Annotated in this window: 29 protein-coding genes; 15 read left to right on the top strand and 14 right to left on the bottom strand. The window is 71.6% G+C overall.

The window, feature by feature from the left end:
- Window positions 1-71: 71 nt before the first annotated feature.
- A complete protein-coding gene (locus ACWDRW_RS35805; RefSeq protein ID WP_451731321.1) occupies window positions 72-872 on the top strand; it encodes a CPBP family intramembrane glutamic endopeptidase in 801 nt (266 codons plus the stop codon).
- A 66-nt stretch (window positions 873-938) separates the two neighbouring features.
- On the opposite strand, the gene ACWDRW_RS35800 is transcribed toward ACWDRW_RS35805, so the two are convergent.
- The gene (locus tag ACWDRW_RS35800) at window positions 939-1,748 is read right to left on the bottom strand and encodes a PhzF family phenazine biosynthesis protein (RefSeq protein WP_451731266.1); all 810 of its coding nucleotides are present in this window, start codon (window positions 1,746-1,748) and stop codon (window positions 939-941) included.
- Window positions 1,749-1,970: 222 nt separating this feature from the next.
- On the opposite strand from ACWDRW_RS35800, the gene ACWDRW_RS35795 reads away from it, so the two are divergent.
- The gene (locus tag ACWDRW_RS35795) at window positions 1,971-2,606 is read left to right on the top strand and encodes a PadR family transcriptional regulator (protein WP_451731264.1); all 636 of its coding nucleotides are present in this window, start codon (window positions 1,971-1,973) and stop codon (window positions 2,604-2,606) included.
- 94 nt (window positions 2,607-2,700) lie between these two features.
- Here the strand turns inward: ACWDRW_RS35795 and ACWDRW_RS35790 are convergent, their stop codons facing one another.
- A complete protein-coding gene (locus ACWDRW_RS35790; RefSeq protein WP_451731261.1) occupies window positions 2,701-3,132 on the bottom strand; it encodes a type II toxin-antitoxin system Rv0910 family toxin in 432 nt (143 codons plus the stop codon).
- A 108-nt stretch (window positions 3,133-3,240) separates the two neighbouring features.
- The gene (locus ACWDRW_RS35785; protein WP_451731258.1) at window positions 3,241-3,429 is read right to left on the bottom strand and encodes a hypothetical protein; all 189 of its coding nucleotides are present in this window, start codon (window positions 3,427-3,429) and stop codon (window positions 3,241-3,243) included.
- Between the two features lie 197 nt (window positions 3,430-3,626).
- Between ACWDRW_RS35785 and ACWDRW_RS35780 the strand changes: the two genes are divergently transcribed.
- Window positions 3,627-4,172 (top strand): Clp protease N-terminal domain-containing protein, encoded by a 546-nt coding sequence (locus ACWDRW_RS35780; RefSeq protein WP_451731253.1) that lies wholly within the window; start codon window positions 3,627-3,629, stop codon window positions 4,170-4,172.
- Window positions 4,173-4,345: 173 nt separating this feature from the next.
- Window positions 4,346-5,302, top strand: coding sequence for an EamA family transporter (locus ACWDRW_RS35775; protein WP_451731318.1), 957 nt, complete (start codon window positions 4,346-4,348; stop codon window positions 5,300-5,302).
- Window position 5,303: 1 nt separating this feature from the next.
- Here ACWDRW_RS35775 and ACWDRW_RS35770 read toward each other — a convergent pair whose 3' ends face one another.
- Window positions 5,304-5,975, bottom strand: a complete 672-nt coding sequence (locus tag ACWDRW_RS35770) for a pyridoxamine 5'-phosphate oxidase family protein (RefSeq protein WP_451731315.1) — start codon at window positions 5,973-5,975, stop codon at window positions 5,304-5,306.
- A 35-nt stretch (window positions 5,976-6,010) separates the two neighbouring features.
- On the opposite strand from ACWDRW_RS35770, the gene ACWDRW_RS35765 reads away from it, so the two are divergent.
- Window positions 6,011-7,342 carry an aminotransferase class I/II-fold pyridoxal phosphate-dependent enzyme gene (locus ACWDRW_RS35765; protein ID WP_451731250.1) on the top strand — a complete coding sequence of 444 codons (1,332 nt, stop codon included), beginning with the start codon at window positions 6,011-6,013 and terminating at the stop codon, window positions 7,340-7,342.
- A gap of 16 nt (window positions 7,343-7,358) precedes the next feature.
- On the opposite strand, the gene ACWDRW_RS35760 is transcribed toward ACWDRW_RS35765, so the two are convergent.
- A complete protein-coding gene (locus ACWDRW_RS35760) occupies window positions 7,359-8,306 on the bottom strand; it encodes a DMT family transporter (protein WP_451731248.1) in 948 nt (315 codons plus the stop codon).
- Between the two features lie 74 nt (window positions 8,307-8,380).
- Between ACWDRW_RS35760 and ACWDRW_RS35755 the strand changes: the two genes are divergently transcribed.
- Window positions 8,381-9,304 carry a LysR family transcriptional regulator gene (locus ACWDRW_RS35755; RefSeq protein WP_451731245.1) on the top strand — a complete coding sequence of 308 codons (924 nt, stop codon included), beginning with the start codon at window positions 8,381-8,383 and terminating at the stop codon, window positions 9,302-9,304.
- Here the strand turns inward: ACWDRW_RS35755 and ACWDRW_RS35750 are convergent.
- Window positions 9,282-9,749: a pyridoxamine 5'-phosphate oxidase family protein gene (locus ACWDRW_RS35750; protein ID WP_451731242.1), complete on the bottom strand. Its 468-nt coding sequence runs from the start codon at window positions 9,747-9,749 to the stop codon at window positions 9,282-9,284. The two genes, ACWDRW_RS35755 and ACWDRW_RS35750, sit on opposite strands and share 23 nt — an antisense overlap.
- Window positions 9,750-9,885: 136 nt before the next feature.
- Here ACWDRW_RS35750 and ACWDRW_RS35745 point away from each other — a divergent pair, with 136 nt between their 5' ends.
- A complete protein-coding gene (locus ACWDRW_RS35745; RefSeq protein WP_451731239.1) occupies window positions 9,886-10,524 on the top strand; it encodes a cysteine hydrolase in 639 nt (212 codons plus the stop codon).
- On the opposite strand, the gene ACWDRW_RS35740 is transcribed toward ACWDRW_RS35745, so the two are convergent.
- Window positions 10,511-10,939 (bottom strand): Rieske (2Fe-2S) protein, encoded by a 429-nt coding sequence (locus tag ACWDRW_RS35740; protein ID WP_451731236.1) that lies wholly within the window; start codon window positions 10,937-10,939, stop codon window positions 10,511-10,513. The genes ACWDRW_RS35745 and ACWDRW_RS35740 overlap by 14 nt on opposite strands.
- An 89-nt stretch (window positions 10,940-11,028) precedes the next feature.
- Here ACWDRW_RS35740 and ACWDRW_RS35735 point away from each other — a divergent pair, with 89 nt between their 5' ends.
- On the top strand, window positions 11,029-11,784 hold the full coding sequence (locus ACWDRW_RS35735) for a HipA family kinase (RefSeq protein WP_451731233.1): 756 nt from the start codon (window positions 11,029-11,031) through the stop codon (window positions 11,782-11,784).
- On the top strand, window positions 11,781-12,200 hold the full coding sequence (locus ACWDRW_RS35730) for a DUF3037 domain-containing protein (protein WP_451731231.1): 420 nt from the start codon (window positions 11,781-11,783) through the stop codon (window positions 12,198-12,200). Before ACWDRW_RS35735 ends, ACWDRW_RS35730 begins: the two co-directional genes overlap by 4 nt.
- Before the next feature lie 516 nt (window positions 12,201-12,716).
- Here the strand turns inward: ACWDRW_RS35730 and ACWDRW_RS35725 are convergent.
- Complete coding sequence (locus ACWDRW_RS35725) at window positions 12,717-13,199, bottom strand: excalibur calcium-binding protein (RefSeq protein ID WP_451731228.1); 483 nt, start codon at window positions 13,197-13,199, stop codon at window positions 12,717-12,719.
- A 272-nt stretch (window positions 13,200-13,471) separates the two neighbouring features.
- On the opposite strand from ACWDRW_RS35725, the gene fabG reads away from it, so the two are divergent.
- The 5 genes from fabG to ACWDRW_RS35700 all read left to right on the top strand — a co-directional run bounded on the left by fabG (window position 13,472) and on the right by ACWDRW_RS35700 (window position 18,176).
- Window positions 13,472-14,233, top strand: coding sequence for a 3-oxoacyl-ACP reductase FabG (gene fabG, locus ACWDRW_RS35720; protein ID WP_451731225.1), 762 nt, complete (start codon window positions 13,472-13,474; stop codon window positions 14,231-14,233).
- 12 nt (window positions 14,234-14,245) lie between these two features.
- Window positions 14,246-15,004 (top strand): SDR family oxidoreductase, encoded by a 759-nt coding sequence (locus tag ACWDRW_RS35715; protein WP_451731222.1) that lies wholly within the window; start codon window positions 14,246-14,248, stop codon window positions 15,002-15,004.
- 190 nt (window positions 15,005-15,194) lie between these two features.
- Window positions 15,195-16,778, top strand: coding sequence for an ABC transporter substrate-binding protein (locus ACWDRW_RS35710; RefSeq protein WP_451731219.1), 1,584 nt, complete (start codon window positions 15,195-15,197; stop codon window positions 16,776-16,778).
- 106 nt (window positions 16,779-16,884) lie between these two features.
- Window positions 16,885-17,568 (top strand): uracil-DNA glycosylase, encoded by a 684-nt coding sequence (gene ung, locus ACWDRW_RS35705; RefSeq protein WP_451731216.1) that lies wholly within the window; start codon window positions 16,885-16,887, stop codon window positions 17,566-17,568.
- Window positions 17,569-17,672: 104 nt separating this feature from the next.
- A complete protein-coding gene (locus ACWDRW_RS35700) occupies window positions 17,673-18,176 on the top strand; it encodes a hypothetical protein (protein ID WP_451731213.1) in 504 nt (167 codons plus the stop codon).
- A gap of 37 nt (window positions 18,177-18,213) precedes the next feature.
- On the opposite strand, the gene ACWDRW_RS35695 is transcribed toward ACWDRW_RS35700, so the two are convergent.
- Entirely contained in the window at window positions 18,214-18,714 is a 501-nt protein-coding gene (locus ACWDRW_RS35695) for a hypothetical protein (RefSeq protein ID WP_451731312.1), read from the bottom strand.
- Between the two features lie 105 nt (window positions 18,715-18,819).
- Window positions 18,820-19,329: a DinB family protein gene (locus tag ACWDRW_RS35690; protein ID WP_451731210.1), complete on the bottom strand. Its 510-nt coding sequence runs from the start codon at window positions 19,327-19,329 to the stop codon at window positions 18,820-18,822.
- A gap of 123 nt (window positions 19,330-19,452) precedes the next feature.
- Here ACWDRW_RS35690 and ACWDRW_RS35685 point away from each other — a divergent pair, with 123 nt between their 5' ends.
- Window positions 19,453-20,358, top strand: coding sequence for a Gfo/Idh/MocA family protein (locus ACWDRW_RS35685; protein WP_451731207.1), 906 nt, complete (start codon window positions 19,453-19,455; stop codon window positions 20,356-20,358).
- On the opposite strand, the gene lnt is transcribed toward ACWDRW_RS35685, so the two are convergent.
- The 4 genes from lnt to ACWDRW_RS35665 all read right to left on the bottom strand — a co-directional run bounded on the left by lnt (window position 20,282) and on the right by ACWDRW_RS35665 (window position 23,727).
- Complete coding sequence (lnt, locus tag ACWDRW_RS35680) at window positions 20,282-21,853, bottom strand: apolipoprotein N-acyltransferase (RefSeq protein WP_451731204.1); 1,572 nt, start codon at window positions 21,851-21,853, stop codon at window positions 20,282-20,284. The genes ACWDRW_RS35685 and lnt overlap by 77 nt on opposite strands.
- Before the next feature lie 208 nt (window positions 21,854-22,061).
- Window positions 22,062-22,520, bottom strand: coding sequence for a nuclear transport factor 2 family protein (locus ACWDRW_RS35675; RefSeq protein ID WP_451731202.1), 459 nt, complete (start codon window positions 22,518-22,520; stop codon window positions 22,062-22,064).
- A 61-nt stretch (window positions 22,521-22,581) separates the two neighbouring features.
- On the bottom strand, window positions 22,582-22,761 hold the full coding sequence (locus ACWDRW_RS35670) for a hypothetical protein (RefSeq protein WP_451731199.1): 180 nt from the start codon (window positions 22,759-22,761) through the stop codon (window positions 22,582-22,584).
- 90 nt (window positions 22,762-22,851) lie between these two features.
- Window positions 22,852-23,727 (bottom strand): undecaprenyl-diphosphate phosphatase, encoded by an 876-nt coding sequence (locus ACWDRW_RS35665; protein ID WP_451731196.1) that lies wholly within the window; start codon window positions 23,725-23,727, stop codon window positions 22,852-22,854.
- Window positions 23,728-23,914 lie beyond the last annotated feature (187 nt).

The following is a 23,914-nucleotide window of genomic DNA, read 5'->3' as shown; positions in this document are numbered from 1 at the left end:
CGCCGCCGTTCGCCTCATACTGATCGGGCAAGCTGTGACGTCCTATGACGGTGGTGCCCCTGGGAGGCAGTGTGCAGGCGGAGGCGGGACCCGTGGCCGGTCCATTCCCGCAGGAGGGGCCCTCACGACGGATCCTCCGTGACGAGACGCTGCTGGTGCTCGGGGTCTCGCTCGGTGCGAGTGGGCTCTCCGCGCTGATCAGCTTCATCGGCTCGGCGACCAAGCCCGGCGGCCTGAAGGACCAGGCGGCCACCCTCAACGCCTCCGCCGCACCGGGCCGGCCCTGGCTGGACCTGGCCTGGCAGCTGTTCGGGATCACCACGTCCCTCGTGCCCGTCCTCCTCGTCGCGCACTTCCTGCTCCGCGAGGGCAGCAGTCTGCGCGCCCTGGGCTTCGACCGCACCCGCCCCTGGCCGGACCTGGCACGTGGGGCGGCCGTCGCCGCGGTGATCGGCAGCAGCGGCATCGCCTTCTACCTCGCCGCCCGGGGTCTTGGCTTCAACCTCACCGTGGTCCCCGAGGCGCTGCCCGAGGTGTGGTGGAAGTACCCGGTGCTCGTCCTGTCGGCCCTGCAGAACGCGATCCTCGAAGAGGTCATCGTGGTCGGCTACCTGCTGCGCCGACTGCACCAGCTGGGCTGGACGCCCGGCGCCGCGCTGGTGGCCAGCTCCGTGCTGCGCGGCTCGTACCACCTCTACCAGGGCATCGGTGGGTTCATCGGGAACATGGTGATGGGCGTCGTCTTCGTCTACCTGTACCGCCGGTGGGGCCGGGTCGGCCCGCTGGTCGTGGCGCACTCGCTGCTCGACATCGGCGCGTTCGTGGGCTACGCGCTGCTCGCGGGGAAGGTCGACTGGCTGCCGACGGCGTGAAAGAGGGCGCACGAGGGGCCCGTACGCCGTTGTCGGCCGCTGGGTCTCGTACGCCCTCTTCGGCCGCTAGGCCAGCAGTTCCCCGTCGATGACGGTGACCGCGCTGCCGCCGAGCAGGACGCGGTCGTCGCGCAGTTCGGTGCGGACCCGGCCGGAGCGGGCGGAGGCCTGGAGGCCGGTGAGGTCGGGACGGCCGAGGCGCTCGGACCAGAACGGTGCCAGCGCGGTGTGGGCGCTGCCGGTGACGGGGTCCTCGTCGATGCCGATGTTGGGGAAGAAGCAGCGGGAGACGAAGTCGTAACCGCGGGAAGGGTCCTCGGCGCGGGCGGTGGCGATGATGCCGCGCTCGGAGAAGGCGCCGAGGGCGCGGTGGTCGGGTGACAGGGCGCGGACGGTCTTCTCGTCGGCGAGCTCCACGAGCAGGTCGCCCACGTTGGGTCCGGTGTCGAAGGCGGCCAGCGGCTCGGCGCCGAGGGCGTCGGAGACTCCGGTCGGGATCTCGGCCGCGGTGAGCGGGGCGGTGGGGAAGTCCAAGGTGAACGAGCCGTCCTCGCGGGGTGACGCGACCAGGACACCGCTGCGGGTGGCGAACCGGACCGGCCCCTCGTGCGCGCCGGAGGTGTGCAGCACATGGGCCGTGGCGAGCGTCGCGTGCCCGCACATCGCGACCTCGGCGGCGGGCGTGAACCAGCGCAGCGCCCAGTCGGCCTCCGGGGCGTCGGACAGCGGGTGGGCGAACGCGGTCTCCGCGTGGTTGACCTCCTTGGCCACGTTCTGGAGCCACTCGTCCCCGGGGAAGGCGTCGAGGAGCAGCACCCCGGCGGGGTTCCCGGAGAAGGGACGATCGGTGAAGGCGTCGACGATTCGGATGCGCATGGCACGACGGTAGGCGCCACGAAATCCACGGACCAAGGCCAATCCATGGCGACTGGACCCAAATCGCGGCGCGGCGAGCCGTCCGGGCTTCCGCTCGCAGGTGGCTCTGGACCGCCCTGGCCACCGGAAATCCCGCTCGGCGATCGGGGTGTTGTCATGCGAGCTATTCCGATATATCGTTGAGGCATCGCGACAGATCAACGATGGAATGGAGTGATTGCGATGCGTTCCCATGGATTCGAACGTGGACACGGTGGCGCCGGTCGTGAGGGCCGGGGCGGTTTCGACGGTCGGCGAGGAGCCTTCGGGCCCTTCGGGCCGGGCGGTCCCGGCTTCGGCGGCCCGGGGTTCGGCGGTGGACCCGGCTTCGGAGGGCCGGGGCACTGGGGGCCCAGGGGCCGAGGCGGACCCAGGGGGAGGGCGCGGCGCGGCGATGTGCGCGCCTCGATCCTGGCCCTGCTCAGGGACCGCCCGATGCACGGCTACGAGATGATCCAGGAGATCGCCGAGCGCAGCGGCGGGGCGTGGAAGCCCAGCCCCGGCTCGGTGTACCCCACCCTCCAGCTGCTGGAGGACGAGGGCCTGATCGTCAGCGAGAGCGAGGGCGGCAAGAAGCTGTTCTCCCTCACCGAGTCCGGCCGCGGCGCGGCCGAGGAGGGCCCCGAGGCGCCCTGGGAGGAAGCCTCCCGAGGTGTCGACTGGGAGGCCGTGAACGACATCCGGCAGGCCGGTTTCGGTCTGATGGAGGCCTTCGGGCAGGTCTGGAAGACCGGCAGCAAGGAGCAGCGCGAGAAGGCGATCTCCGTGATCAACGAAGCGCGCAAGAAGCTGTACCTGATCCTCGCCGACGAGGACTGACGGACCGACGGCCTCCCCGCCGTGACGAAGGGGCGCCCCGCGGATCACTCCGCCGGGCGCCCCTTCGTCGTGCGACCGCTGTCGTACGGGGTTCTCAGCTCACCAGGCCCGCCAGCTTGCGCAGCGACTCGTTCAGGGCGGCCGTACCCGAGTCCTTCAGGCGGCCCGCCATCAGTGAGACCGCGGCGCCGGTGAACTCCCCGTCGATTCGGACCGTCGTGGCGTCGTCCCCGTCGGGGGTCAGGGTGTAGCGGGTGGCCACGCTCACCGCCATCGGCCCCTTGCCGCGCAGCGCCAGCACCCGGGCCGGCTCCAGCTCCTCGATCGTCCACTCGACCTCGGCCGGGAAGCCCATCAGCTTCATGTTCTCCTGGAAGGTCCCGCCCACTTCGAGGGCGGTCGGGCCGCCGTGCGGGAAGTTGGTGTGGGTCGCGTTCCACTCGCCGTACGCGGGCCAGTCGACGAGCTGCGCCCACACCTTGTCGGCCGGTGCCGCGATCCGTGCCTCCGCGCTGACTTCGGCCATGCGACCACCCCTTCGTCTCGGGCTACGGTGTCGCGGAACGTAGTCGCAGGGCCTGGAACATTCAATACTGATGAACCGTCAGGAAGTGTGGAGGCATCGGGCGAGGTCTCAGCTCGCCAGCCGTATCACCGCCGCGTCGAACAGGTCCCACGCCCGCGGGAAGGCGCTCTCGTCGTGGCAGTGCCAGGCGTCCCAGAACAGGTCCGCGGGCAGCGCGTCCTCCGGGGCGTACACCCGGTAGACGTACTGTCTGCCGTCGACGGCCGGCAAGGCGACCAGCCAGCACCTGCTCTCCATGCACCTGTGGGACGTGCGAGGGCGCGCCGTGGTTGCGCGCGGGGAGCGGATCAAGGCGGCGCGCGCGCTCGGGGTGACATGGGCCTGATCTCATCCCCAAGGAGGAGATTCCGGCCCGCCGGGTCCACTCTCCGTGGGACGCGAAGATGCATCCCTCCGCGGATGCCCTGGTGCTCGCAGGCTGATGGGGTAGGGATGTGCAATCCCGTATCCCCCGTCAGCCGGGCCAGGACCAGGCCGGAGGGCGTCCGGAAAACGATGTCAGGCTCAGTGCCGAACTGGCAGCGGTGATCGCCGGTGCCCGCAGACGCGCTGTACGGGACGCGGACCGCCAGGTCGACACCGCCCATCTGCTGCACTCCCTGCTGGAGTCCGACCCCGAGGTGCGGGACGTCTTCGACGGCGGGCCCCAGATCGCCCGGCTGCTCGGCTATCTCGTCCAGCGCAGCATCGGCTACGGCCTGCGCTGGCAGGGCAGCGTCGAGGACTCCGGAGCCGTGCCCGTGGTGACCGAGGCCGACGGGCTCTCGCCACTGGCCGCGGGCGCGCTGGAGTACGCCTGCGCCCGCGCCGCCGACCGGGGAGGCGAACCCGCCCGTGGCGTCGACCTGCTCGCCGCCATCACCGTGGACAGGGAGGCGCGGGCCGTCGAGGTGCTCACCCGCGCGGGGATCGATCCGGGCGAGGTGTACGCCCGGATCGACAGCCGCCCCGAGAGCTACGTCGGCGAGAGCGGCTGCTGATCCGGGACGCCGAGCGGGGAATTCGCCGCTGCGCCGCTGTTGGCCGGTGAACAGGGCGCGGGTACCGTCCAGTCGCTGAGACAGGTGTCATCGGGGGTGACGCTCATGTCATCGCCTGTCATCATGTGCCGGTGCGTAAGTCAGAGAGCAGTCAGGGCGGTCACGGCAGGGGGATGGGGCTGGGCCTCGCCCTCGTCTCCGCGCTCGCCTTCGGGGGATCCGGTGTCGCGGCCAAGCCGCTGATCGAGGCGGGGCTCGACCCGCTGCACGTGGTGTGGCTGAGGGTGGCGGGCGCGGCCCTGGTGATGCTGCCGCTCGCGGTACGTCATCGCGCGCTGCTGCGCCGCCGCCCCGCGCTGCTCGCCGGATTCGGACTGCTCGGAGTGGCCGGTGTCCAGGCCTTCTACTTCGCCTCCATCTCCCGGATCCCGGTGGGCGTCGCCCTGCTGGTGGAGTACCTCGCGCCCGCGCTGGTGCTGGGCTGGGTGCGGTTCGTGCAGCGGCGCCCGGTGACCCGGGCCGCCGCGCTCGGTGTGGTGCTCGCGGTCGGCGGACTCGCCTGTGTCGTCGAGGTCTGGGCCGGCCTCGGCTTCGACGCGCTCGGCCTGCTCCTCGCGCTCGGCGCCGCCTGCTGCCAGGTCGGCTACTTCGTCCTGTCCGACCAGGGCAGCGACGCGGCCGACGAGGCCCCGGACCCGCTCGGCGTCATCGCCTACGGCCTGCTCGTCGGCGCCGCCGTGCTGACCGTCGTGGCCCGGCCCTGGTCGATGGAGTGGTCCGTGCTGGCGAACAGCGCCGACATGAACGGCACGCCGGTCGCCGCCGCCCTGCTGCTGTCCTGGATCGTCTTCATCGCCACGGTCGTCGCCTACGTCACCGGCGTGGTGTCGGTGCGCCGGCTCTCCCCGCAGGTCGCGGGCGTCGTCGCCTGCCTGGAAGCGGTCATCGCGACCGTCCTGGCGTGGATCCTGCTCGGCGAGCACCTCTCCGCCCCGCAGATCATCGGCGGCGCGGTCGTGCTGCTCGGCGCCTTCATCGCCCAGTCCTCGGCGCCGAGCAAGGGCTCCCCGGGCCCGGTGGCCAGTGGCGGCGCCGAGCGGGAGCTGTCGGCCCGGGGGACCGCCGCGTAGGTCACCCGAGGTAGGCCGGGACCTCGGTGCCGGGGGCCAGGTTCGGGTCGTCGATCGGGGCCTCGTACCCCTTGCGCAGCGGGACCACTCCGGCCCAGTGCGGCAGGGCGAGGTCCTCGGGCTCGTCGTTCACACCGCCCGTGCGGAGCTTCGCGGAGACCTCGTCGAGGTCGAGGCGGATGACGGCGGTGGCGGCCAGCTCCTTCTTGTTTGCGGGCCGGGAGTCGGCCGAACGGCCCGGGACGACATGGTCCACCAGCGCGTCCAGGGCGAGCCGCTTCTCCTCGGGGTCCGTCACGTCGCGGGCGATGCCGTGCACCACCACGGACCGGTAGTTGATCGAGTGATGGAAGGCCGACCGGGCGAGGATCAGCGCGTCCACGTGCGTCACGGTCAGGCACACCGGCAGTCCCGGGTCGGCCTTCCCCGTCATCCGCAGCGGGCGGGACCCGGTCGAGCCGTGGACGTAGAGCCGGTCCCCGACCCGGCCGAACAGTGTCGGCAGCACCACGGGAGCCCCGTCACGGACGAAACCGAGATGGCACACGTAGGCCTCGTCGAGTATCGAGTGCACCAGTTCCTTGTCGTACGACGCCCGCTCGGCGGAGCGGGTGGGAACCGTGCGGTCGGTCGGCGGGTAGGTGGCGGTCTCCGGCTGCTGGGTCCCCTGCATTGCGATCTCCATTGCACTAGTACATAATCTGCTTTGTGCTAGGAGAATATCGGATCACGGGCCGACGCGCAGCGGAGATTGCGGCCGCCATCGAGGCCGCGGTCGGCTCGGGAGAACTGGAGCCCGGGCAACCGCTGCCGCCCATGCGGGAGTTGGCGGCCCAGCTCGGCGTGAACCCGAACACGGTCGCGGCCGCGTACCGCACCCTGCGCGAGCGCGGGGTCATCGAGACCGCCGGGCGCCGGGGCAGCAGGGTGCGGCCCAAGCCCGCCACCACGGCACGCGAGTACGTCCGGACGGACGTCCCGGCCGGAGTGCGGGGTCTGGCCGACGGCAACCCCGACCCGGCCCTGTTGCCCCCGCTCGCGCCGGCCTTCGCGGCGGCGGCGGAACAGGGGGACCGCGAGCCGGTCCTTTACGGGGACGAGCCCCTGGATCCCGAGCTGGCGCGCACGGCACGTGCCGGGCTGGACGCGGACGGGGTGCCGGACGGCCCCCTGGTCGTCGCCTCCGGTTCGCTGGACGCCATCGAGCGTGTCCTCGCCGCACATCTGAAGCCCGGGGACACCGTCGCCGTCGAGGACCCCGGCTGGGGCAGCGTCCTCGACCTCGTCCCGGCGCTCGGGCTGCGCGTCGCTCCCGTGGGCGTCGACGACGAAGGGCCGCTCCCCGACGACGTGCGCCGGGCGCTCGGCGCCGGGGCCCGTGCCCTGATCGTCACCGACCGGGCCCAGAACCCGACCGGCGCCGCGGTGAGCGCGGCACGCGCGCGTGCCCTGCGATCCGTCCTGGGGGAGTACCCCGACACCCTGCTCATCGAGGACGACCACGGTCACGCGATCGTCGACGTTCCGCTGCACCCGCTGGCGGGCACCACGCGCCACTGGGCCTTCACGCGCTCTGCGGCGAAGGCGTACGGCCCGGATCTGCGGCTCGCCGTGGTCACCGGTGACTCCGTCACCCTGGACCGGGTGCGAGGACGCCAGAGCCTCGGCCCCGGCTGGGTCAGCCTGCTCGTCCAACGCGCCGTCGTGCGGCTGTGGTCCGACGGTTCGGTCGACCCCAAGGCGGTGGCGGCGGCGTACGGCGGCCGCCGTGACCTCCTCATCGGCGCGCTCGCCGAGCGGGGCGTCCCCGCGCGGGGACGGACCGGCATGAACGTCTGGATCCCCGTCCCGGACGAGACCGGCGCCGTCTCCCGGCTCCTGCACGCGGGGTGGGCCGTGGCCCCGGGCGCCCGCTTCCGCCTGGGCAGCGGCCCCGGGATCCGCGTCACGGTCTCGACGCTGACCGAGGCGGAGACCCCGGCCCTGGCCGACGCCATCGCCTCCGCCGTACGACCGGCTCCCGGGCGCAGTGGGGTCTGACTTGAGCGACAGGCCCTCAGGCCGCCTTCGCGGGCTCGCGGGCGGGCCGGTCCGCGTCGGCCGGGACGGGGCCGCGTTCGCGCGGGCGTATCTGGGTCAGGGCCGCGCCCGCGAGGACGATGGCCGCGCCGACCGGGGTCGACCAGCTCAGCGACTCGCCGAGCAGCAGGACGCCCGCCGCCGTCGCGATGACCGGGATGAAGTAGGTGACCATCTGGGCCGTCGTCGGGCCGACCTCGGCGACCAGCCCGTACTGGAGAAGCACCGCGAAGCCGGTGCCGAGCGCGCCGAGGGCCGCGACCGCTAGCAGGGGCAGTAGCGGGAATTCGGTCGGAGCCGTAGTGAACAGCGGGGTGATGACGGCGAGTTGGAGCGTGGCCAGCAGCAGCTGGGCGCCGGTCAGGGACAGGTGTGAGGAGTCGGCACCGGCCAGTGTGCGGCGGACGTAGATCCAGCCGATCGGGTAGCAGAGCGAGGCCAGCAGTGCCATGCCGGTGCCCCGCGCGTCCATGCCCGCGAAGCCCTGCCAGGCGCCGAGCACCGTCAGGACGCCGAGGAAGCCGAGGCCGAGGCCCGCGACGCGCACCCGGGTCGGCCGGTCCTCCGAGAGGGCGACCAGGGACAGGGCCATGCCCCACAGCGGGGAGGTGGCGTTGCAGATGCCCGCGAGGGTCGACGGAATGGTCAGCTCCGCGTAGGCGAAGAGGCTGAACGGCAGCGCGTTCAGCAGCAGGGCCGCGACCGTCAGATGCCCCCAGGTGCGCGCCCCGCGCGGGAGCCGGTCGCGGCGTACCGCCATCGCGACCGCCAGCACCGCTGTGCCGAACAGCAGTCGGCCCAGGGTGACCTGGAAGGGGGCGTACGCCTCGGTGCCCACCTTGATGAGCAGGAAGCTGAAGCCCCAGATCAGGGAGAGTGCGGCGAAGCGCAGACGCCAGTCGAGCAGCGCACGGGAGCGGGTCATGGGATCAGGGTGCGGCACCACGATCTCGTAGCACAAGCGAGAATTCGCGAGCCATATCTCGTAGCATTGCTTACATGTTGAACCTGGAGCGCCTGCGCACCCTCGACGCCCTCGCCCGGCACGGCTCGGTGAGCGGCGCGGCCGAGGGACTGCACATCACGACGTCCGCCGTCTCCCAGCAGATGTCCAAGCTGGAGCGCGAGGTCGGCCAGCGACTGCTCGCCAAGAACGGCCGCGGGGTCCGGCTCACGGACGCCGGACGCCTGCTCGCCGAGCACGCGGCGCGGATCCTGTCCCAGGTCGAGCTGGCCCAGGCCGACCTGGAGGCGCAGCGCGGTCAGGTCGCCGGGGAGCTGCGGCTGTCCGCGTTCCCGACCGCCGCGCGCGGACTCTTCCCCGACGTCCTCGCCGCGCTCCGCGCCGAGCACCCGGGACTGCGGCTGCGCTCCAGCGAACTGGAACCGGAGCACGGCGTCGCGGGCGTCGTCCGCGGCGATCTCGACCTGGCCGTGGTGCTCGACTGGTACAACAAGCCGATGCCGCTGCCGGACGGCCTGGTCAAGGCGCCGATCCTGGACGACCCCGCCGACGTGGCGATGCCGGCCGGCCACCGGTTCGCGGGCCGCGACGAGGTGGACCTCGCCGAGTTCGCCGAGGACGAGTGGATCACCTGGGGCCAGGGCGAGTTCTGCCACGAGTGGCTGATGTTCACCCTGCGCTCCAAGGGCATCGAGCCGATCGTCGGACACCGCGCGGCCGAGACCCACACCCAGCTCGGCCTGGTCGCCGCGGGGCTCGGCGTGTGCGTCGTCCCCCTGCTCGGCCGCCACCCGATGCCGCCCGGCGTCGTCACCGTGCCGCTCAGGCAGCGGGTACGGCGGCATGTGTACGTCGTCTGGCGGGCGGACGCCGACCGACGCCCGTCGATCCGGGCGGCGGTGAAGGCATTGCGCGAGGCGGGGGAGCGGATCGGGGCTACAGCGCCGACAGCTTCCTGAAGTCCCAGGACACGATCTTCTCCGGGGTCAGCCGCATCCAGGCGTGCCGGCCGTCGTGCGGCATCTCCTCCAGGCCGAAGTTCTTGCGCGCGAACAAGGTTTCCGGGACGTCGAGTTCGGCGCACAGCTCCCCGGTGCGCGGGCTCTCGCCCACGAACTCCACCGTCCCGGACAGCTCCACGCCGCGCAGTTCGTCGTACTCCTCGCCCGTGTCGACCACGACGGCGACCCGCTGGTCGCGCCGCAGCTGTGCCCAACGCCTGCTGCGCACCACCGAGTACAGCCACAGCGAGGTGCCGTCCCACGCGAACCACAGGGTGCTCACGTGCGGGGCGCCGTCCGCCGACACGGTGGCGACCCGGCAGGTGCGCTGGGTGGTCAGGAACTCGTCCAGCTCACCCGGCGTCATCATGATCTTCCGGCCCCGGCGTTGAGTGACGGTCATGCGTCCCCCTCTTCTCCCACGTCGTGCCAGAGGAGATCCTCTGACATCACGTCAGAAAAGGATGGGTCGTCTTCCGTCCCCGCGCAATGGTGGCTAGTGTCGCCCGCTCCGGAAATGTCGGCGACAAGGGGGAACCATGCCGTCGTACGACCAGCTCGGCGAACTCCTGGACCCCGCCAGCACCGTGCTGCTCACCGTCGAGTGCCAGCAGGGGGTGGTCGGACCGGACAGCGCCCTGCCCGAACTGGCCAAAGAGGCCCGCTCCTCGGGCGCCCTCGCCAACGTGGCCCGGCTGGTGGAGGCCTCGCACGCCTGCGGCCTCCAGGTGATCCACGCGATCGCCGAGCGCCGCCCGGACGGGCGCGGCGCCAACCGCAACGCCCGGCTGTTCCGGGCCGCCGAACGGCTCCCCGTCCAGCAGCTGTCCGGCACCACCGCGGTCCGCGTCGCCGCGCCGATCGAGGTCACCGAGGAGGACTTCGTCGTACGGCGGCTGCACGGCCTGTCACCGATCCAGGGCACCGACGTCGACGCCCTGCTGCGCAACCTCGGCTGCCGCACGCTGGTCGTGACCGGGGTCTCGGCCAACGTGGCGATACCGAGCGCGGTGTTCGACGCCGTCAACCGCGGCTACACCGCCGTCGTGCCCACCGACGCGATCGCCGGGGTGCCCTCCGAGTACACCCCCGCCATGATCCGCCACACGCTGGCGCTGGTCGCCACGCTGACCACGACGGCCGAGCTGCTGGCCGCCCTCCGGGTCAGGCGAGCGTGATCGAGTCGCCGTCCACGGTGATCTTCTGCGCTGCGAGCGGCTGGGTGGCCGGCCCCTTCCGCACGCTGCCGTCCTCGATGGAGAACCTGCTGTTGTGGCAGGGGCAGGTGATGGCACCGTCCGCGACGCCCGTCACCGGGCAGCCCCGGTGGGTGCATTCGTAGGAGAACGCCTTGAAGGTGCCCGCGGTGGGTTGAGTGACGACGACTTTGTGGTCGTCGAGGATCTTCCCGCCGCCCTCCGGTATGTCCGAGGTCGTGGCGATGACGGTTCCGGCCGGCCCGGACGATCCGGACGACTCGTCGTCCTCCGACCCGCACGCGTTCAGCCCGAAGGACAGGCCCACCGCGCCGACCGCCGCCACGACGGTACGGCGGCTCGGGGCGGCGGCGGGGTGGAGCGGTTCGCTGGTCATGCCGGACTTCCCTTCCACGGAGGTGCGCCTTGCCCCCTCAGGTACGGGTGGCGCGCGTGAGCCGTTCAGAGCGCCAGTAACCTGGGGCGATGCTCAAGGAAGTCATCGCGACCCGGTTCATCACGCCGCTGCGTGAGGGCGGCTCGCTGCCGGGGCTCGTCGAGGCCGACGACTTCGGGACGTACGTCATGAAGTTCCGCGGCGCCGGACAGGGCCGCAAGACGCTGGTGGCCGAGGTGGTGTGCGGCGAGCTGGCCCGCCGGCTGGGTTTCCGGATGCCGGGCCTGGTGACGGTCCGCCTCGACCCCGTGCTGGGTCTCGGGGAGCCGGACCAGCAGGTACAGGAACTGCTGAGGGCGAGCGGCGGCGTGAACCTGGGGATGGACTTCCTCTCGGGTGCCCTGGGGTTCGACCCGCTGGCCTTCCGCGTGAGCCCGGAGGAAGCGGGCCGGATCCTCTGGTTCGACGCGCTGGTGAACAACGTCGACCGCTCCTGGCGCAACCCCAACCTCCTGATGTGGCAGGGCGATCTGTGGCTCATCGACCACGGCGCGACCATGATCTGGCACCACAACTGGCGCGGCGCCGAGGCCTCGGCGGCCCGTCCGTACGATGCCTTTGACCACGCCCTGCTGCCCTTCGGTCCGGATGTGGCGCCAGCGGCGGCGGAGTTGGCACCGCGCGTCACGGAGGAGCTGCTGGCGGAGGTCATGGCCGAGATCCCGGACGACTGGCTGACGGACGAACCGGGCTTCGAGACGCCGGACGCTCTGCGGGCGGCCTACGCGCGCCCGTTGCTCGCCCGCGCCGCGGTCGTCCACGAGCGAATCGAGGGCACCAAGTGAACGCCGACGACCGTCACTTCATCAAGGGCGGCCCGAGCGACCGGGAGGTCTTCGAGTACGCCGTCCTGCGCGTCGTGCCCCGGGTGGAGCGCGGCGAGTGCATCAACGCCGGCGTGCTGGTCTACTGCCGGGCGAAGGCCTACGTGGCGGCGCGCACCCACCTGGACGAGGCCCGCCTGCTGGCCCTGGACCCGGAGGCGGACGTGCTGGGCGTCCGGGCCGCCCTGTCGGCGGTGGAGCGCGTCTGCGCGGGTGGCGAGGGGTCGGGCCAGGCGTCCTCGGACGACCCGGGCCGCCGGTTCCGCTGGCTCATCGCCCCCCGCTCGACGATCGTCCAGCCGGGGCCGGTCCACACGGGGCTGACCGCCGACCCGGCGACGGAGACGGAACGGCTCCTGGACCTGCTCGTGCGGTGAGAGTCCCCGTGGGGGGGCGGGGGAGTCGGCGCCGTGGGGTGAGCTGGCCTCGTGAGGTGAGTCGGCGCCGTGGGGTGAGCTGGCCTCGTGAGGTGAGTCGGCGCCGTGGGGGTGAGCCCGCGGCGTGGGGGTGAGCCCGCGGCGTGGGGGTGAGTCCACCGAGTGCGGTGAGCCTGCGGGCTGGGGTGAGTCGGCGCCGTGGGGTGAGCTGGCCTCGTGAGGTGAGTCGGCGCCGTGGGGGTGAGCCCGCGGCGTGGGGGTGAGTCCACCGAGTGCGGTGAGCCCGCGCCGTGGGGTGAGCTGGCCTGTGGGGTGAGTCGGCCTTGTGGGGTGAGTCGGCGGCTTGGGGTGAGTCCGCCGAGTGCGGCGAGTCGCGCCCCGTGCGGTGAGCCCCCGCCATGGGGTGAGTCGGCGCCGTGGGGTGAGCTGGCCTCGTGCGGTGAGTCGGCCCCGTGCGGTGAGCCCGCGCGGTGGGGTGCTCTGGCCTCGTGGGGTGAGTCGGCCCCGTGCGGTGAGTCAGCCGCGGCGGCGCTTCACGACGTAACCGGCCGCCACGGCTCCGACGGTGGCGAGCGTCAGGCCGGCCGCGGTCTCCCAGCCGCCGAGCCAGGAGCCGGTGGAACCGCCCAGGCCACCGCGCACGCCCATCGTCGGGGTGACGGAGGCGGGCGGGGTGGTGACGGGCATGAGGGTGGCGGGAGCCGTGGTGACCGGCGCGGGGGTGACTGGCACGGGGGTGACCGGCGCTGGGGTGACCGGTGCGGGGGTGCTGACGGCGGTGCCGACCCGGGGGAGGATCTCGCAGGCGATGCCGTCGTCAGGACCCTGGTCCTCGTCGAGCTCGTGCGGATCACTGGGGTCGCGGTCGTACTCGGCCTGCGCTTCCTCCTGGGATCGGAAGTCGCGGCAGTCCAGGTCCTGTGCGTGTGCGATACCGGCCAGCGGCACGATCGCGGCTATGGCGATCAGGGCGCCGGCGGCCCCGGTGTGACGGCGCATGGTGCGCCTCCTTTCCGGCCACGGATGGCCCTCGACCGACGCTAGGGCCGTTCGCGCGCCGGGACGCGCGGAGAGCGGCCGATCGGGTGCCCTGGCCGGAGCCGGTGCGGGAGGATGGCGGCCGAGGTTCCACGGAATGGATCACACCGTGACGGTGTGCCGTTGACACCGGGTGCCAGGGCTTCTAGCGTCACGGGTGCTGAAGGTACTAAGCGGTCGCTCACCGGAGAGCGTTCCGCTGAGCCGCATCCCAAGGGCGAGGAGAAGCAGGCATGTCCATCACTGAGCAGCGGGTCGCCGTAGTGACCGGCGGGGCGCGCGGGATCGGGGCCGCCGCCGCCGTGCGGCTGGCCGCCGAGGGGCGCGCGGTCGCCGTGATCGATCTCGACGAGGCCGCCTGCAAGGACACCGTGGAGAAGATCACCGCGGCCGGCGGCAAGGCCCTCGCGGTCGGCTGCGACGTCTCCGACGAGGCGCAGGTCGAGGCGGCCGTCGCGCGGATCGCCGAGGAGCTCGGCGCGCCGACGATCCTCGTCAACAACGCGGGCGTGCTGCGCGACAACCTGCTGTTCAAGATGAGCGTCTCGGACTGGGACACCGTCATGAACGTGCACCTGCGCGGCGCCTTCCTGATGTCGAAGGCCTGTCAGAAGTACATGGTCGACGCCAAGTTCGGACGGATCGTCAACCTGTCGTCGTCCTCGGCCCTCGGCAACCGCGGCCAGGTCAACTACTCCGCCGCCAAGGCCGGTATGCAGGGCTTCACCAAGACCCTCGCCATCGAGCTCGGCAAGTTCGGCGTCACCGCCAACGCCGTCGCCCCGGGCTTCATCGCCACCGACATGACGGCCGCCACCGCCGAGCGCGTCGGTATGGGCTTCGAGGACTTCAAGGCCGCGGCCGCCACCCAGATCCCGGTCCAGCGCGTCGGCTACCCCGAGGACATCGCCAACGCCATCGCCTTCTTCACCGGCGAGGACGCCGGCTTCGTCTCCGGCCAGGTGCTGTACGTCGCCGGCGGACCGCTCGACTAGGGAATCACGCACATGACTTCAGTGGAACTCTCCGGCAAGGTCGCCCTCGTCACGGGCGCCAGCCGCGGTATCGGTTACGGCGTCGCCGAGGCGCTCGTCGCACGCGGCGACCGGGTCGCCATCACGGGCCGCAACGAGGACGCCCTCAAGGAGGCCGTCGAGCAGCTCGGCGCCGACCGCGCGATCTACATCGCCGGCAAGGCCCACGACGAGGCCCACCAGGCCGTCGCCGTGGAGCGCGCCATGGAGGCCTTCGGCCGCGTCGACTTCCTGGTCAACAACGCCGGCACCAACCCGGTGTTCGGGCCGGTCGCCGACCTGGACCTGAACGTCGCCCGCAAGGTGTTCGAGACCAACGTGATCTCGGCGCTCGGCTTCGCGCAGAAGACCTGGCACGCCTGGCAGAAGGACAACGGCGGAGCGATCGTCAACATCGCCTCCGTCGCGGGCATCGCCCCCTCGCCCTTCATCGCCGCCTACGGCGTCAGCAAGGCCGCGCTGATCAACCTCACCCAGCAGCTCGCCCACGAGTTCGCCCCCAAGGTGCGGGTCAACGCCATCGCCCCGGCCGTGGTGAAGACCAAGTTCGCCCAGGCCCTGTACGAGGGCCGGGAGGAGGAGGCGGCCGCCTCGTACCCGCTGGGCCGGCTCGGCGTGCCCTCCGACATCGGGGGCGCCGCCGCCTTCCTCACCTCGGACCAGTCCGACTGGGTGACCGGTCAGACCCTCGTCGTGGACGGCGGCATCTTCCTCAACGCCGGCGTCGGCTGACACCGGCCTGGATTCCCGCCCGGTTCTGTACAGAGCCGGGCGGAACGTCCAAACCGTAATCAGCCACAGACCGTTGACAACGTAGTCAAAGGTTTATCGATCAAGAACCCTTGTGAGACAGCGGTTCAACCCGTGAAGCTCTGCGGTATGGTCTGCCGACCCTTGGTATGGCAGATCGAGGAGCGTGCGCGTGTTCAACCGGAACCGACGCCTACGGCAGGTGGCGGCCATCGCGTCCATATCGTCCCTGATGGCGGGATGCGGAATCCTCTCGTCGGACTCGTCCGAGGAGGAGGGTCCGATCGTCGTGGGCACCACCAGCGCGCCCAGCACGCTGGATCCCGCCGCGTCCTGGGACAGCTCCTGGGAACTCTTCCGCAACATCTACCAGACGCTGCTCAGTTACCCGGCCGGCGCGACCGAGCCCGAACCCGACGCGGCCGAGAGCTGCGAGTTCACGGACACCTCGAACACGGCCTACCGCTGTGAGCTGCGCGAGGGCCTGAAGTTCTCCGACGGCGGCACGCTGGACGCCCAGGCCGTCAAGTACTCGATCGACCGGATCCGGGACATCAACGTCAACGGCGGTCCGGCCGGTCTGCTGGGCAGCCTCGACCGGGTCCAGGCGCTGGGCGACCGGGAGGTGATCTTCCACCTCAACAAGCCGGACGCCACCTTCCCGTTCGTGCTCGCCACGCCGGCGATGTCGATCGTGGACCCGGACAGCTACCCGGCCGACAAGCTGCGCGAGGACGGTCGGGTCGTCGGCTCCGGGCCGTACACCCTCCAGGCCTACGAGGACGGCAAGAAGGCCGAGCTGGTCCGCAACGACAGCTACGACGGCTATGCCGAGCGCAAGAACAGCGAAGTGACCATCCGCTACTTCCAGGACTCCGGCGAGATGGTCGGCGCCCTGCGCGAGCACGAGCTCGACGTCGCCTTCCGCGGTCTCGCCGCCGACGACATCCTCGACCTGCAGACGCACGAGGCGCAGAAGGACTTCCAGGTCGTGGAGAGCGTCAGCACCTCCATCAGCTACCTGGTCTTCAACCCGAAGGACCCGTGGGCCGCGAAGCCCGCCGTCCGCAAGGCGATCGCCCAGCTCCTGGACCGTCCCGCCATCGCGCACAAGGTCTACAAGGACACCGTGGAGCCGCTGTACTCCATGGTCCCCAAGGGCCTCACCGGCCACAGCACCGGCTTCTTCGACGACTACGGCCAGCCCAGCACCTCCAAGGCCCGGGAGATCCTCTCCGAGGCCGGCATCACCGAGCCCGTCCCGCTGCAGTTCTGGTACACCACCGACCGCTACGGCTCCGAGACCAAGGCGGAGTTCGAGGAGATCAAGAAGCAGCTGGAGGCGTCCGGCCTGTTCAAGATCACCCTCAAGAGCCGCCCGTGGAAGACGTACGTGACCGGCTACCAGAAGGGCGAGTACCCGGTGTTCGGCCGCGGCTGGTCCCCGGACTTCCCCGACGCCGACAACTTCATCGCCCCCTTCGTCGGCGACCAGAACGCCCTCGGCACGCCCTACCCGGCACCCGAGATCACCGGCGAACTCCTGCCCCGCTCGCGGCAGGAGAGCGACCGCGCCAACGTGGAGAAGGACTTCGAGGAGGCCCAGCGGATCCTCGTCGAGGACGCCCGGCTGCTGCCGCTGTGGCAGGGCCGGCAGTACGTGGCGGCCAACAACGACATCTCCGGCGCGGAGCGGGCGCTCGACCCGTCGACGATCATGACGATGGGCTCGCTGTACCGCAAGACCAGCTGGTAGCGGGCGGAACCTTCGGTCCGCGGGGCACGTTGTCAGTGGTCGCCGGTAGGTTCTGTGGTCAGGAAGCGACGCACGTCGTAGTGACCGCACACCGAAGGAAGTTGACGTGACCGACATCGCCATGCTGCCCGAGTCCTGGCGCGGGGTTCTGGGCGACGAACTGCAGCAGCCCTACTTCAAGGAGCTGACGGAGTTCGTCGAGGAGGAGCGAGCGAAGGGTCCCGTCTACCCTCCGCGCGAGGAGGTCTTCGCGGCGCTGGACGCCACGCCCTTCGACCGGGTGAAGGTCCTGGTCCTCGGCCAGGACCCGTACCACGGCGAGGGGCAGGGCCACGGCCTGTGCTTCTCGGTGCGCCCCGGGGTGAAGACCCCGCCCTCCCTGCGCAACATCTACAAGGAGATGGAGCAGGAACTCGGCCTGCCGGTCCCGGACAACGGCTATCTGATGCCGTGGGCCCAGCAGGGCGTCCTCCTGCTCAACGCGGTGCTCACGGTCCGCTCCGGCGAGGCCAACTCCCACAAGGGCAAGGGCTGGGAGAAGTTCACCGACGCGGTGATCCGCGCGGTCGCCGGGCGGCCCGACCCCGCGGTCTTCGTGCTGTGGGGCAACTACGCGCAGAAGAAGCTCCCCCTGATCGACGAGACCCGGCACGTGGTGGTCAAGGGAGCGCACCCCTCGCCGCTGTCGGCCAAGAAGTTCTTCGGGTCCCGTCCCTTCACGCAGATCAACGAGGCGGTCGCGGCGCAGGGCCACGAGCCGATCGACTGGCGGCTGCCGAACCTGGGCTGACCTGGTGCGGGGCCGCCCGAGCGGGTCGGCCCCGCCTCGCCGGGATTGTCCGTCCCTGCCGTTAGCGTCGGGGGCGACCAGGCGCAGACGGTGTGGAGGACGCGGTGGCGGAGCGACAGGAGCGGACGGCCCCGGATGCCGTGATGACTCGGATCGGGCAGGTCGTGATGTTGCATCACGCGGGGGACCGCGAGGAGGCCCGGCACCGCTTCCTCGATCTGTGGGCGGAGATCGGCGAGGACGGTGCCCCGTTGCACCGCTGCACCCTGGCCCACTACCTGGCCGACACCCAGGACGAGCCCGCCGACGAACTCGCCTGGGACCTGAGGGCGTTGACGGCGGCGGAGGAACTCAGCGACGACCGGCTCGCCGAGCACGAGGGGACGCTCGCGGTGCGCGCCCTGTACCCCTCACTGCATCTGAACCTCGCCGCGGACTATGTGAAGCTCGGCCGCGCGGAGGCGGCGCGCACCCATCTGCGCCGGGCGCGCACGGCGTCGGAGGCGCTCGCCGAGGACAGTTACGGCGACGGCGTGCGGGCGGCGATCAGCCGGCTCGAGCTGCGCCTGGGGGAGGGGGACTCCGCCGACGGGTGGGGGCCGCCCTGACAGCGGCCCTGACGTCGCACTGGCTCCGAGCCGGGCGTCAACGCCCGTACGTCTGCTCGCAGATCCGCGCCTCCGGGCTGTCCGCCCGCCAGCCGCCGTACCGCCTGCCCAGGGCACAGATATCGGTGTTCTTGCGCACCTGCCCCGTGACGTCCGGGACCTCGACGCGCGGGCGCTGCGGCACCGAGTGCCCCGGGCGAGGCTGTTCCGGGCGGGCCGGGCGTGGGTGGGCTCGCGGAGCCGGGGGCCGTTCGGGCTGTGCCGCCGGGGCGGGGGCCGCCGGAGTCGGCCGGCGGGGCGGCGGTTTCCGGGGTTCCTCGCGGCGGGGCGGGCCGATGCGTTCCAGCGCCTCCAGTGCCGGGGCCTGTACCACCTGCGGCTCCGTCCGGCCGTCCGGGCGGGGCGCGGGCGGCTGGGAGGGCGCCGACACGGGCGCCGAGGCGGGGGGACGCTGGACCGTCACACAGCCCGAGAGGGCCGAGACAGCCACAGTGACCAGGAGCGTCGCGGTGGTGGTCGTTCGATGCACCCGCGCCACTCTGGTGGGTGCGGCCCCCCTCGGGACAGCGGACAGGCGCAGGATGCCCCGCACGGGTGATCTCCGCCCCCGTACGGAGGCCGTGTGCCCGCCGAGGGTGACGTGTCAGTCGCCGGTGACGCCGTCGACGCGCTCGCGCACCAGATCGGCGTGGCCGTTGTGACGGGCGTACTCCTCGATCATGTGGGTGTAGATCCAGCGCAGGTTGAAGTGCTCGCCGGACCGGTCCGTGCCCTTGGCGAGGTCGTCCAGGCCCAGTCCCGCCACATTCGCCTCGGCGCGGGCGATCTCGGCCTGCCAGGTGGTGTGCGCCTCTTCCCAGGTGTCCGTCTCGGAGACGTGGAATTCGCCGTCCGGGTCCTCCTCGGAGGAGTAGAGCACCCCGAGGTCCTCGCCGACGAGGATCTCGTGGAACCAGTACCGCTCCACCTCGGCCATGTGCCGCACCAGCCCGAGCAAGGTCAGCTCGGACGGTTCCACGGAGGCGGTCCTGAGCTGGGCCTCGGTCAGCCCCTCGCACTTCCAGGCGAGCGTCCGGCGGTGGTAGTCCAGCCAGCCGTTCAGCATGCTGCGCTCGTCTGCGGCGACGGCGGGTTCGCGGCGTTCTATGGTCATGACCGCATCATTTCGCACCCCACCCCGGTTCACCAGCGGTTTTTCCGGGCCGCGGACCGGCGGCCACCAGGGCCGCCGTATGCTTCCGTCGTGTCAGGTCCAGGCACACGGTAGGGAGCACCAGTGAAGGTCGGCTGCATCGGACTCGGCGACATCGCGCAGAAGGCCTACCTGCCCGTGCTCGGCCACCAGCCCGGCGTCGAACTGCATCTGCAGACCCGTACGCCCGCCACGCTCCACCGGGTCGCCGACACCCTCCACCTCCCGGCCGTGCAGCGCCACACCGACCTCGACTCCCTGCTCGCCCAGGGCCTCGACGCGGCCTTCGTGCACGCGCCCACCGCCGTCCACCCGGAGATCGTCACACGGCTGCTCGAGGCGGGCGTGCCGACGTACGTGGACAAGCCCCTCGCCTACGAACTCGCCGACTCCGAGCGGCTGGTGGAGCTGGCGGAGCTGCACGGGGTGAGCCTCGCCGTCGGCTTCAACCGGCGGTACGCCCCCGGGTACGCGCAGTGCGCCGACCATCCGCGCGAGCTGATCCTGATGCAGAAGAACCGGATCGGGCTCCCGGAGGAGCCGCGCGCGATGATCCTCGACGACTTCATCCATGTCGTGGACACCCTGCGGTTCCTGGTGCCGGGTCCGGTGGACGACGTGACCGTGCGGGCCCGCAGCGAGGGCGGGCTGCTGCACCATGTGGTGCTCCAGCTGGCCGGGGACGGCTTCACCGCGCTCGGCGTGATGAACCGGCTCAGCGGCTCGGCCGAGGAGATCCTGGAGGTGTCCGGGCAGGACACCAAGCGTCAGGTGCTCAACCTCGCCGAGGTGATCGACCACAAGGGCCAGCCGACCGTGCGCCGGCGCGGCGACTGGGTGCCGGTGGCCCGGCAGCGCGGGATCGAGCAGGCGGTGCTGGCCTTCCTGGACGCCGTCCGCGCGGGCAAGGTGCTCAGTGCCCGGGACGCGCTGGCGACTCATGAGCTGTGCGAGCGGGTGGTACACGCGGTTCAGGAGCGGACCGCCTGACCTTGAGGGTCCGCACGCCCCCGCCGACGCACCAGGCCGCGAGGATCAGCAGCGCCAGCTGTACCGGCCAGTCACCGAAGCGCACGTAGGGCGTGGTGCCCCCGGCGAGCGGGACGTCGTACACCTGGGCCGCGCGCACGCTCGTGCCGAGCCAGGACCCGACCCGCTCACCGCTCGCGTCGTACACCGCGGACACCCCGCTCAGCGTCGAGTGGACCATTGGGCGGCCGGTCTCGGCGGCGCGCAGGGCGGCGAGCGAGGCATGCTGCTCGGGGGCCCAGCTCTGCTGGAAGGTCGAGGTCGCCGACTGGGCGATCAGCACCTCGGCGCCGTTCTCGGCGAGATGGCGGCTCATGTCGGGGAACGCCGACTCGAAGCAGACCATCGGGCCGACGCGCAGGCCGTCGCCGACGTCCATCACGACTTGCTGGGAGCCCCGCCGCCGGTCCTCGCCCGCCGCCTCGCCGACGGAGGTGGCCCAGCCGAGCACGGAGCGGAACGGGACGTACTCGCCGAACGGGACGAGCCGCATCTTGTCGTAGCGGTCGCCGGTCAGGCCGTCGGGGCCGACCAGGACCGAACTCTTGTAGATACCGGGCTTGTCGGCGCGCCGGGCGTCGACGTTGACGAGGATGTGGGCTCCGGTCTCGCGGGACAGGTCCGCGAGCCGGGTCGCCAGGTCGGGGCGCCGGGTCAGGTCGAAGCCGACGCTGCTCTCGCCCCACACGATCAGGTCCAGGTCCTGCCCGACGAGGCCCCGGGTGAGGCGCTCCTCGGCGGCGAAGCGCCGGTCGCCGCTGTCGGCGCCGTGGATCACGCCGGGCTGGACCACGGCGATCCGGGCCTGACCCGCGGTGTCCTGCCCCGGTGACCAGGCCCAGGCCGCCGAGGTGACGGTGGCGGCGGCGACCAGGCCGGCGACGGCGGGGACGCGGGAGGCGCGGACGGACACGAGGACGGCCACGGCGACATTCACGGCCACCAGCAGGAAGCTGAGCAGCCAGACCCCGCCCACCGACGCGAGCCGCAGCGCCGCCTCCACCTCCCACTGGCTGGCGCCGAGCATGCCCCAGGGGCCGCCGAGGCCCTCCCAGGAGCGGACCAGCTCCACCATCAGCCAGCCCGAGGGCAGGATCGCGAGGGCGGCCGCGATCCGGCCGGGGGCCGGCTGTCCGGCCAGGAAGTGGCGCACGAGCCATCCCCAGGGGGCCCACAGCGCGCCGAGCAGGGCGGCGATGACGAACGTGAAGACATGCAGGTTCGGCAGCAGCCAGTGGTGCATGGCCAGCATGAACCCGAAGCCGCCGCACCAGCCGTCGTACCGCGCCCGGCGGGCTGTCGGGGCGGCGCGCAGCAGCAGGATCCACGGGACCAGGGCGACGGGTGCGAACCACCACAGCGAGGGAGACGGGAAGGCGAGTACGGGCAGGGCGCCGGCCAGTGCGGCGAGCAGCGAACGCCGCCAGGGGGAGTCGAACCAGTGGTCGAACTGCATGCAGCGCCTCCTACCCCGTGATCCCTCCAGTGTGCGCGCTGAGATCGGCCCGCGAACAGAGCGCCGGGGAGTCAATGATCATCGTGTCGCGCCGAATGCGCCCCCTCAAGGCATCCACCACACGCCGGATGCGCCCCCTCTGGGGATGCGCTGAGCGCCGGATGCGTCCCTCATGGACACCGCCGTGCGGTCGGTGCGGGGCGCGCGCTCACGGTATCCGCCGCCACTTCTCCCGTACGACGACCTCGCCGATCCGCCAGCCGTCGTGGGTGCGGGTCAGGGCGAAGGTGTAGCGGCCGCCGCAGACGAAGTCGGGGGCGGTCGGCGCCTTGTCGTCGCGGGTCAGGCGCATCGGGTTCACGTAGTCCGCCTGGACGTCGGCGGTGTCGCCGGTGTCCTGCTCCAGGACGCCGAAGCGGACCCGGCGGTTGACGATGAGGTGCTGGCGCATCGAGAACACCCGCAGACTCTCGGCGAGCCAGTCCGCCACCTGCCGGGCGTCGCCCTCGATACCGCCCGCCGAACGGTAGTCGGCCCGCCCGGCGGGGGCGAAAAGCCCGCGGTACGCCTCCCAGTCACCGTCGTCGACCGCCACCGCGTACTCGGTGATCAGCCCGTCGACGGCCAGCCGGTCCATCACGGTCGCGAGCTCCACACGCTGCGTCATCGGCTCAGTGTTGGGCATGAGGCGAACGACGCCAAGAGGCGTGCGGTGAACATCGTCCTTCCTAGGCGGCCTCGATCACGTCAGCGCGGATCGCGGCCGCCCATTCGACCACCAACAGTTCGTACTCCGCGCGCTCTTGGGCGGTCAGGGTGCCGCCCGCGCGCACCCACAGGGCGCGGATCTGCTCGTTCACCTCGGCGGCTGAGCGCACGGAACCACGGGCTCGGAAATCCGGGGACATGCGGACCAGCCTAGGGGCAAGCACTGACACTGCGCTACCGAACGGCTACGCATCCTGTATGCGATGAGTCACGGGAAATCCGGGCGCCCGCTAATGCGCCGGTTCGCCCGCGTCCGGGCTCAACGCCCCTGTGGCGACAAGGATGATGATGACGATGCCGAGGGCGATGCGGTACCAGACGAACGGCATGAAGCTCTTGGTGGAGATGAACTTCATGAACCAGGCGATGACCGCGTATCCGGTCACGAACGCGATGATCGTCGCGAAGACCGTGGGCCCCCAGGAGACGTGGCCGCCCTCCATCGCGTCCTTGAGCTCGAACAGGCCGGAGGCCAGCACGGCCGGGATCGCGAGAAGGAAGGAGTACCGCGCCGCCGCCTCGCGGGTGTAGCCCATGAACAGGCCGCCGCTGATGGTGGCACCCGAGCGGGAGACGCCGGGGACCAGGGCCGCGGACTGGCAGAGACCGAAGATCAGGCCGTCCCGGATGTTCAGGTCCTGAAGTTCCTTGCGCTGCTTGGCCGCACGGTGTCGGCCGCCGCTCTCGTCACGCGCCGCCATGCGGTCGGCGACGCCGATGATGATGCCGACCACGATCAGCATGGTCGCGGTGATGCGCAGATCGCGGAACGGTCCCTCGATCTGGTCCTTCAGCGTCACACCCAGGACACCGATCGGGATCGAGCCCACGATCACCAGCCAGCCCATCTGGGCGTCGTGGTCGCTGCGCATCGCCTTGTTCGTCAGCGACTTGGACCACGCCAGGATGATCCGCCCGATGTCCTTGCGGAAGTAGATCAGCACGGCCGCTTCGGTGCCGATCTGGGTGATCGCGGTGAAGGCCGCGCCGGGGTCCTCCCAGCCGGAGAATGCCGCGGTCAGCCGCAGATGCGCGCTGGAGGACACGGGAAGGAATTCGGTCAGCCCCTGGACGAGTCCGAGGATGAGAGATTCAAACCAAGACATGAAGTTACGACGTCCAAGTGCTGATCGTGTAGGCGCGGAACGGGCACACCGCACCGCGAACGGGCACACCGCGCCGGGGGCACGGTGATCACAGTGGTCGAGGGGCAGCGTAGCGCCCCGCGACGACGGCCCAGGGACAGGGGGTTGGCGGAACGCGCCCCCCCCCGCCCCGGGCTAGCCAGGATTA

This window comes from Streptomyces sp. NPDC003635, assembly GCF_053587635.1.
Note: the sequence above shows the minus strand (reverse complement) of the source record. Positions and strands in the feature narration are given on the sequence as shown.